This is a genomic window from uncultured Selenomonas sp. (genome assembly GCF_963528755.1).
Taxonomy (GTDB): Bacteria; Bacillota; Negativicutes; order Selenomonadales; family Selenomonadaceae; genus Selenomonas.
This window is the reverse complement of record NZ_CAURXA010000017.1, coordinates 1-7,232: the sequence shown is the minus strand read 5'-3', so window position 1 is coordinate 7,232 and position 7,232 is coordinate 1. Positions and strand designations below refer to the sequence as shown.

Annotated in this window: 7 protein-coding genes; 2 read left to right on the top strand and 5 right to left on the bottom strand. The window is 53.4% G+C overall.

Translation table 11 applies throughout. The features are described 5' to 3' along the window. The 5 genes from RWS31_RS10950 to RWS31_RS10930 form a co-directional block, all read right to left on the bottom strand. Window positions 1-281 (bottom strand): cupin domain-containing protein (locus tag RWS31_RS10950; RefSeq protein ID WP_314598323.1); only part of this gene is annotated, 281 nt, incomplete at its 3' end. A 106-nt stretch (window positions 282-387) separates the two neighbouring features. Next, on the bottom strand, window positions 388-1,422 hold the full coding sequence (locus RWS31_RS10945; RefSeq protein WP_009645282.1) for a M23 family metallopeptidase: 1,035 nt from the start codon (window positions 1,420-1,422) through the stop codon (window positions 388-390). Between the two features lie 265 nt (window positions 1,423-1,687). Then, complete coding sequence (locus tag RWS31_RS10940; protein WP_314598321.1) at window positions 1,688-2,200, bottom strand: DUF4446 family protein; 513 nt, start codon at window positions 2,198-2,200, stop codon at window positions 1,688-1,690. A 103-nt stretch (window positions 2,201-2,303) separates the two neighbouring features. Continuing rightward, window positions 2,304-3,437 (bottom strand): ParB/RepB/Spo0J family partition protein, encoded by a 1,134-nt coding sequence (locus tag RWS31_RS10935; protein ID WP_314598319.1) that lies wholly within the window; start codon window positions 3,435-3,437, stop codon window positions 2,304-2,306. Beyond that, on the bottom strand, window positions 3,427-4,203 hold the full coding sequence (locus RWS31_RS10930) for an AAA family ATPase (RefSeq protein WP_314598317.1): 777 nt from the start codon (window positions 4,201-4,203) through the stop codon (window positions 3,427-3,429). The genes RWS31_RS10935 and RWS31_RS10930 overlap by 11 nt, the downstream gene beginning before the upstream one ends. Before the next feature lie 109 nt (window positions 4,204-4,312). On the opposite strand from RWS31_RS10930, the gene RWS31_RS10925 reads away from it, so the two are divergent. Together RWS31_RS10925 and RWS31_RS10920 are read left to right on the top strand one after the other, a co-directional pair. Continuing rightward, window positions 4,313-5,005: a methionine synthase gene (locus RWS31_RS10925; RefSeq protein ID WP_294175782.1), complete on the top strand. Its 693-nt coding sequence runs from the start codon at window positions 4,313-4,315 to the stop codon at window positions 5,003-5,005. A gap of 83 nt (window positions 5,006-5,088) precedes the next feature. Beyond that, window positions 5,089-7,232: homocysteine S-methyltransferase family protein (locus RWS31_RS10920; RefSeq protein ID WP_314598315.1), on the top strand; the 2,144-nt coding region annotated here is incomplete at its 3' end.

Sequence of the window (7,232 nt, the reverse complement as noted above, 5' to 3'; positions counted from 1 at the left end):
CCGTGACACGTCCCCTTGCCCGTGATGATGAGGTCGCCTTTCTCGACGGGAACCTCCTTGCCAAGCTCCGGAAAGAATATCCCCTTCCCCTGGATACAGACCCAGAAGTCATCACCAGCCGGATGCTCATGCGCCTTGACCTCCTGTCCAGGCTTCACGAGCCAGACCGAACCGCTCGTCGAATCCGTTGTGTAGAAGACCGTCTTTGTCGCCTTGTCGCCTGCCTTCGCCACCTCGTGAATCTTCCAATGACGCGTAGAAAAATCCTTGGTTACTTCCATCTTTTCCGAACCTCCTCTTTCTGCTTAAATAATCCTTCTATGTTTGGTATCGCCACAGATATAAACTGTCTTGATACAAAAATGAATACGCTCACTGCAATGCCCTCTATAGATACGGCGCCGGATTCACAGGTTCACCGTGGATGCGGACTTCATAATGCACATGCGGCCCTGTAGAAAATCCCGTGCTGCCCATATAGGCGATGATCTGGCCGCGCCGCACATGCTGACCTGTGCGCACGACGATGGACTGCGCGTGTCCGTAACGCGTCATGATACCATTTCCATGATCGATGTCGACCTTGTTGCCATAGCCGCCGGCATTCCAGCCGGCGTCTGTCACCACGCCGTCGGCTGTCGCTACGATCGGCGTGCCGAAGTCGTTGGCGATGTCAATGCCCGGGTGGAAGTCCGAACCATTCCAACGCAAACCAAAGGGCGAACTGACCTCGCCGCGCGCAGGCCATATAGAAGGAATCGTGACGGAGATGCCGGTCAAGGCATAGGGCGTATTTCCATAAGGGAGAAGCGCGGCCATTTCCTGCTGCTGCGCCTCCAAAACCTGCTTGAGCTGCTGCAGGCTGGCACGGCGAACAGCCACGCGTTTCTCGATATTTTCAAGCGCCGCATCGACATTTTCCGCCTGCAGCTTTGTAATTGGTCCGCCCTGCCCGTCCTGTGCCCCTGCTGCAGCATCCGCTCCATCTGCAGGCGCTCCCGCCGTATCGGGCGCTGCAACTGTCCCCGACATGCGACGCAAGTCGTTTTCCATCTGTGTCAATTCATCCAATTCCTGCTGCAGGCCATCCGCTTTCTTGGAAAGCTGCAAAAGCTGCTCCTGCTGCATATTGCTGATCTGACGCATCTTTTCCAGTTCGGCGTCATCGCCCTTGACGAAAAATGTCGTATAGAGCGAATAGGACAGCGTCACACAGGAAATCAGCAAAACGACGACGAAAGAGATGATACCAATCTTCGCCATCTTTGCTGAAAGATGTATCGTATGAATGGTATCAGAAACATCGGGCACAATCTTGATGGTGAACCCATTTTCCTTATGCAAAAGCCCATCTCCAAACTGCACGGAAGACCCCTCTTCCATTGAACAAACTACACGCACAAACGTCCACTTTGTGGACATTGTGCGCCGCCCTTACATGAAAGAACCAATCAGTCTGCGCCCTCTGGGCTTGACTTCTTGGACTTTCATGGTAAACTTTCAGGACATATGTTCAGCCGTCATGCGAAGCGGCATGCGTTGCTTCACACCCGTTTCCTGCGACAGTTTCATCAAGGCGGCACGCTGTACATATGTCCTCACGCCTTACAGAAGCCTAGCCAATCGGTCTGCGCCTTCAGCTTGACCTCTTGGGGCTTCATGGTAAAACTTCCATTCTGCGCTATCGCTACTCCGGCCGCACGCTCATCGCCTTTTCGAGCGCTTCCGCCTCCTCACGCGTGAGTTTGTAGCTGGAGCGTCCCGCCTCGATCGGCTTGACGTAGCTGCGCGAGTCCTCACGAGCGAAGATACTGGAGAAAATCACTCCGTTGTTATGCGAGTCCAACATGGCAACAGCATAACTGAGATCGCTTCCCATATCCGCAAAAGCACTGAAGCGCACAATACCAATGCGCGTTGTAGCCGTCTGCAGCAGCGCATCCAAGCGCCTGTTTTCCTCCTTGAGCTTTCGGCTTTCCTCAGCGACGCCCTTCATTTCCTTGATATGCGCGAGCAGCATACTTTCAAGATTTGCACCCTCAACCCCTCGCATCATTGCCTGATAGCGGCTCTTCATGCGCGATACGCTGTAAACCTGATAAATAACCAACACCAAGAGTACAATGACCAAAACCAAAAGGAAAATCACTAGGAACGTCTCGTTGTTGCCCAAGAGTTCCGCCAGTTGTTTTGTATTCATCCCAATCATTTCTCCTCTATCCGCACGGGGAGGCTGCACCTCCCATCGTTTCCACAACTTTCGCCACGCCAAACAAAAGATGTTTCACGTGAAACATGATGCATCAGACTGTGAATCTTTCTCCTGCAGAAAACTGACGCAAAGCCGCTTTTTTTTCCTCCAGCAGCCGGCTCTTCTTCTCCAACAAAGAATCAAGAATGCGATTCAAGTCTTCTTCCGAGGAAAAATCGATCTCTATGCGATTCTTCTTGCCTTGCGAACGAATGCGCACCTGCGTGCCAAAAAACATCTTGAGCTTATCTTCTGCTTCCTGCAGGAAGATCTTTTCTGTCTCCCTAGGCGATTCTGCTTCCTTCGCTTCTGCTGTTTCTTTCGCATTTTTCTGCAGACGCTTCACAAGCTCTTCGGCCTGACGCGCCGAGCATTCGCGCGCCATGATGATGTCCGCCGCTTCCCGCTGCAATGCAACGTCCGTCAGGACGACGAGCGGTCTCGCCTGCCCCATGCTCAAACTGCCGTTTGCCAAGTATTCCTGCACATGCGCGTCGAGCTTCAAGAGCCGTATCATATTCGTGATATGGGAACGGCTTCTTCCCACGCGCTCCGCCAAAGCTTCCTGTGTAAGCCCAAAATTCTGCAAAAGATTGCAGTAGGCATTGGCCTCTTCAATCGCATTGAGATCCTCACGCTGCAAATTTTCAATCAGCGCAATCTCCGTGCTTGCCGCATCGCTCAAAGGACGGACAAGAGCCGGCACCGTTTCAAGACCAGCCAGTCTTGAAGCGCGAAAGCGACGCTCGCCCGCAACAAGCTCATATCCCTTTCCTGCTGGAAGCTGTCGCACGAGAATCGGCTGCAGCACGCCATGCTGTACAATGGATTCCTTCAACTCTTCCAGAGCGCTCTCATCAAACTCATGACGGGGTTGATACCGATTGGCTTGTATCTCATGCAAAGGAATTTGCTGCACAGCGATACCATTCATTTCTTTTGATATCACATCACTCGCTTCATCATCTTCTATGGCAGCTTGCTGTATTCCTCCGCTTCCTTGCGGATTCTCATTTCCTGCACTTCCTTTTTCCGATTCCTGCGGAGCTTCCATACGGTTCTTTTCCTCAGCATCGGTATCAGATACTTGCGGGGATTCTTGCTGCGATGCTTCGGGCGTTTTTAACTCTGTGGGAAAGAGTGCGCCCAGCCCCTTGCCCAATGCCTGATGCTTCCTAGCTGTCACGCTCTATGACCTCCTTTGCTAGATCCATATAGACGATGGATCCCTTGCAGTTTCTGTCATAGGCAACGATGGGCTGCCCATAAGACGGCGCCTCGCTCAAGCGAACGGTGCGCGGTATGACTGTCCGATACACCTTGCTGCCGAAATGCGTGCGCACCTCTTCAGCGACCTGAACCGAAAGATTGGTTCTTGAATCGAACATTGTCAGAAGAACACCCTCGACTTCCAAGGCAGGATTCAGATTGGTCTGAACCAATGTCATCGTATTCATCAGCTGCGCCAAACCTTCCAGAGCATAAAACTCGCATTGGATCGGCATCAAAACGGTATCTGCTGCTGTCAAAGCATTGAGAGTCAAGAGCCCCAGGGAAGGCGGGCAGTCGATCAAAATAAAGTCATATTGGTCGCGCACGGCATCGACCGATCGCTTCAGACGATTCTCGCGTGAGATGGCAGCAACAAGCTCAATCTCCGCTCCTGCCAGTTCGATATTGGCCGGCAGAAGATCGACCTTGTAACCCGTATGAAGAACTGCCTTCTCCATGGCAAGATTGTCAATCAACACTTGATATATCGTTATTTTTAAATCCGATTTATTGATACCAAATCCGCTCGTTGCATTCCCCTGCGGATCGGAGTCAATGAGCAGTACACGTTTGCCGAGTATGGCAAGACCGGCGCTCAAATTTACCGATGTCGTCGTCTTTCCTACGCCGCCCTTTTGATTGGCGACTGCTATGATTTTCGCCACATTCTTTTCCTCCATAAGCTTTTCTTTTCCTATTATAGCATGATATACTGATGGGGGGAAGTATTCTGCCCCATGAATAACTTCGATGTTTCACGTGAAACATCGGCTAGGAAGAAGGAATCTTATGCCCGTTTACAATAGCGTTTTGCTTGATATTGATGCAAAGGAAACGCGTCGCTATGCAGGATTGAACAAAGCCAAGGATTTCGATGAAAAACTCATCGAAGAAGCCTGCTTAGAAGCGCGTCTTCTTGCCGAACCGCGCGGTATATGGCAAATGTACGACTATGATGCAGCCACACAGACGGTACTCGCCGATCCGCCCTTCACCATGAAGGGGAAGCTCATTGGCAAGCATCTCGCCAAAGCACAAAAGGTCATCGTACTGTCGGCGAGCGTCGGCGATGCCATCGAGGAGCATGTGACGAAATACTTCGCCGATGGGCGCTACGCCTATTCCGTCATTCTCGATGCCGCCGCCACGGCGGCTGTCGAACAAGTAGCCGACGCGATGGAAAAAGCCATCGAACCGAAGGTTGCAAAAGAAGGTTATACGATGCGCTGGCGATTCAGCCCAGGCTACGGCGATTGGCCGCTCGATCAGCAGCCTGAAATGGTACGTCTCGCCGAAAGTGAAAAAATCGGTGTACACCTCAGCGACGCCTCCATGCTCGTACCGCGCAAATCCATCACTGCCATCATCGGCCTCGTACCGCAGCAAAAAGAGAAGGAAGCGCATACGCCGAACGGCTGCGCTGCCTGCGATAAGTTCGACTGCCCTTCGAGAAAAGTTCCTGCTGGCGAAAGCAAGAACTGAACCATATACCAGGGACAATATCTTATTGATACCAAACATCAAACAGGATGAAAATCTATGATACCAAACCAAGGAGGATATTGATGATCCATATTTTTGACGGCGCGATGGGAACGATGCTGCAGGAAGGAGGCTTGAAGCCCGGCGGCTGCCCCGAGCTCATGAATCTCGAACAGCCCGATGTCGTGCAAAAGATCCACGAAGCCTATATTGAAGCCGGCGCTACAATGATCGAGACGAACACCTTCGGCGCTTCCGCTTTGAAGCTCGATCACTATGGTCTGGAAGACCGTGTAAAGGAAATCAATGAAGCGGCCGTAAAGATCGCACGCGAGGCTTCCAAAGGGCGTGCCAAGATTGTCGGCTCGTTAGGACCTACGGGGCGCTTCATCGTCCCTCTCGGCGATCTCGAATTCGAGGACGCCTACCGAGCCTTCTACGAACAAGCGAAAGTGCTTGCCGATGCGGGCGCTGACTATCTGCTCTTTGAAACGTGCATTGACATACAGGAAATGCGTGCAGGCCTTCTGGCGGCAAAAGATGCGACAAACCTTCCCATCATCTGCCAGCTCTCTTACAGCGAGGACGGGCGCACCGTCACGGGCACCGACCCGCAGACGGCCGCCATCACCTTGGAAGCGCTCGGCGCCGACATCATCGGCGTAAACTGCTCGCTCGGCCCGCAGGAGCTCGTCCCCATCGTCAAGACTCTCGCAGAGAACTGCTCCGTTCCCATCAGCGTGCTGCCCAACGCCGGTATGCCACGATTGGAAAACGGCAGAACCATCTTCCCCATGGGGCCTGAGGAGTTCGCCTCGTGGGGCGAAAAGCTCGTCGCCGCCGGTGCAACGTATCTCGGCGGCTGCTGCGGCACGACGCCCGCGCATATCAAAGCGCTCGCCGCTGCTGTCAAGAACTTGCCTCCCACCGAGCGCAAGAGCCCAGACAATCGCCTGCGCCTCACGAGCCGCAGCAAGACCGTCATCATCGACAAAGATCTCGCGACCACTCTGATCGGCGAGCGCATCAATCCGACGGGACGCAAGAAACTCGCCGAAGAAATCAAGAATGGTTCACTCTTCTCCGTCAAGCGCGAGGCCATCGATCAGGTGCGTGCAGGAGCGCGCCTTCTCGATGTCAATATGGGCGTCGGCGGCATCGACCAGGCCAAGGCAATGCACGATGCCATTCGCGAGGTATCCCAAATCACCGATGCTCCTCTTGCAATTGATACCAGTGATGCCAAAACATTGGAAGCCGGACTCCGAGCATATCCGGGACGCGCCCTCATCAATTCTGTCAGCGCCGAAAAAGAGCGCATCGAAGAGTTCCTCCCGCTGGCAAAGAAGTATGGCGCGGCCATCCTCTGCCTGCCCATCACAGAGGACGGCGTGCCGAAGACGGCAGAAGATCGTATCAATGTGATCAACGGTATCATCAAAGAGGCAAAGAAGAATGGTCTCAAGGATGGGGACTTCCTGCTTGACGCCCTCGTCATGACCATATCAGCCGATCAAAATGCCTGCCTAGAAGTATTAAATACCTTACGCCTCTACCGCAAACATTTCGGCTATCCGGCAACGATGGGGCTTTCCAACATCTCTTTCGGACTGCCGAACCGTCCTCTGATCAACAGCACCTTCTTCGCCATGTGCCTTGCCGCAGGGCTTGACGCGCCGATCATGAATCCCTATGACGAGAAGATGCAGGAAGCCTTGATGGCGAGCGCAGCACTCTTAGGAAAAGATCCGCGCGGCATCGACTTCAGCCGCAACGAAGTGAATCTCAAGACGCCGAAGAAGGCAGCCGAGGCCAAGCCTATGGAAGGCGATGTTCTAGCTGCCATCAAGCAAGCAGTCATCGACGGCGCTTCTGAAAGCATCGCCATGCTGACCGAACGAGCGATCCACGAAGGTCATTCTTCGAATGAGATCACAGAGAAGGCTCTGACGGCCGCCATGAACGACATCGGCATCGACTTCGGAGCAGGTCGCGTCTTCCTGCCGCAAGTTCTTCTGTCAGCCGAAGCAATGCGCGCTTCCTTCCAGAAGATCAAGGAGCTTCTGCCCGCACAGCAGGAAGCGGACAGAGGAACGGTCGTCATGGCAACGGTCAAGGGCGATGTTCATGATCTCGGTAAAAACATCGTCTCCGCGCTCCTCTCGAACAGCGGCTTTAAGCTCATCGACCTCGGCAAGGATGTCGATGCTGATACCATTGTGCGCAC

Bases quoted from the DNA above. Each gene is read 5' to 3' on its own strand.
- RWS31_RS10930 (WP_314598317.1), bottom strand. From the start codon at position 4,203: ATGGAGGAAAAGAATGTGGCGAAAATCATAGCAGTCGCCAATCAAAAG.
- RWS31_RS10945 (WP_009645282.1), bottom strand. From the start codon at position 1,422: ATGTCCACAAAGTGGACGTTTGTGCGTGTAGTTTGTTCAATGGAAGAG.
- RWS31_RS10925 (WP_294175782.1), top strand. From the start codon at position 4,313: ATGCCCGTTTACAATAGCGTTTTGCTTGATATTGATGCAAAGGAAACG.
- RWS31_RS10940 (WP_314598321.1), bottom strand. From the start codon at position 2,200: ATGAATACAAAACAACTGGCGGAACTCTTGGGCAACAACGAGACGTTC.